Genomic DNA, 1,625 nt, shown 5'->3' with positions numbered 1-1,625 from the left:
CTGTAGGCCTAATAGGCACCGAGGTTGGATGTTGCTGGCCTCGGCAGGGGCTGGGCGAGACATCTGTTCTGTAAGCCGCGCCTGGGAGTGCTTCGACAAGAGGGATGCGTGCACGGCCCCTGCCCCCGCGACCGCGGTGGCCGTAACGTGCCGTGGTTCGAGCCATGTCCATGGACACCTCCCGATCAGCCGGAGCCGTCGAGCTCTTCACGAGACCGAGGACCCTGGACCTTGCTGGGGCCACGGACGGCTGATGGGGTGGTGCGCCCGCGAGCGCTTCTATTAGGTCGCCGAGTGGTCCCTGCCACGGCTTTGAAGCCGATGTACGGCAGACGCTTCGAGGGGAGCATGCAGTGCACGTGACCTGCGGAATCGACTGGGCTGAGGACCATCACGACGTCGCGGTGGTCGACGGCGACGCCCGCCTTCTCGGCAAGCTGCGGATCAGCGACGACACCGCGGGATTCCAGGATCTGTTGCGGCTGCTGACCGAGCACGGCGACAGTCCAGAAGATCCGATCCCGATCGCGATCGAGACTTCCCGAGGTCTGCTGGTGGCCTGCCTGCGAGCGACCGGCCGACGTGTCTATGCGATCAATCCGATGGCGGTGGCCCGCTATCGAGACCGGCACGCTGTTTCCCGCAAGAAGTCCGACCATCAGGATGCTGTCGTCCTGGCGCACATCCTGCGGACCGATGCTGAACTTCACCGGCCGCTAGCCGAGGACTCCGACCTGGTCAGGGCGATCGCTGTCCTGGCCAGGGCCCAGCAGGACGCGGTCTGGGACCGCACACGCGCCCACAACCGACTCCGTTCCCACCTGCGCGAGTACTACCCTGCGATCCTCGAAGCGTTCGCCGACAAGCGCGAACGGCTGCTGGCGCGGGAGGCCCGCGCGATTCTGGCTATCGCTCCCACACCTGGCGAGGCCGCCCGCCTCACCCGCAGCCGGCTCAAAGCCGCCGTGACCCGTGCAGGCCGCCAACGGCGGATCGACGCCGAGACCGACCGACTGCTGGAGGTGTTCCGCCGCAGCCAGCTCCGCCATTCCGACCTGGTCGAATCTGCGATGGGACGCCAGACCCTCGCTCTCCTCGCCCAAGTCGACGCGGCCTGCCTGGCCTGCGACGATCTGGCTCAAGCCACCGAGGAACTCTTCCTGCAGCACCCCGACGCGGAGATCATCACCAGCTTCCCCGGCCTGGCCATCCTCACCGGCGCCCGGATCCTCGCGGAAATAGGCGACGACCGGGCCCGCTTCGGCAGCGCCCGCGACCTGAAAGCCTACGCTGGGAGTGCGCCGGTCACCCGAGAATCCGGCCGCAGCCGCCGCGTCAGCCACCGCCGAATCAAGAACAGTCGGCTCGCAGCAACCGGCCGGCACTGGGCATTCGCCGCCCTGACCGCCTCACCCGGAGCCCACGCCCACTACGACCGCCGACGCAAGACCGGCGACCGCTACTACGCAGCCCTCCGCCACCTGTTCAACCGCATGATCGGCCAGCTTCACCACTGCCTCACCACCCGCCAGAAATTCGACGAGGTCACCGCCTTCACCCCACCAACGAGACCCCAACTCGCCACTGCTGCTTGACCCGATAGCTGCATGGGGTGTCTTGTCCGC

1 protein-coding gene is annotated in these 1,625 nt (G+C 67.4%); it reads left to right on the top strand.

The window, feature by feature from the left end; translation table 11 throughout:
* Positions 1-353: 353 nt before the first annotated feature.
* Positions 354-1,595, top strand: a complete 1,242-nt coding sequence (locus AB0F62_RS42755) for an IS110 family transposase (RefSeq protein WP_361812322.1) — start codon at positions 354-356, stop codon at positions 1,593-1,595.
* Positions 1,596-1,625: the final 30 nt, after the last annotated feature.

Source organism: Streptomyces sp. NPDC026673, from assembly GCF_040638135.1.
Lineage (GTDB): Bacteria > Actinomycetota > Actinomycetes > Streptomycetales > Streptomycetaceae > Actinacidiphila.
This window is presented reverse-complemented; position numbering and strand designations above follow the sequence as displayed.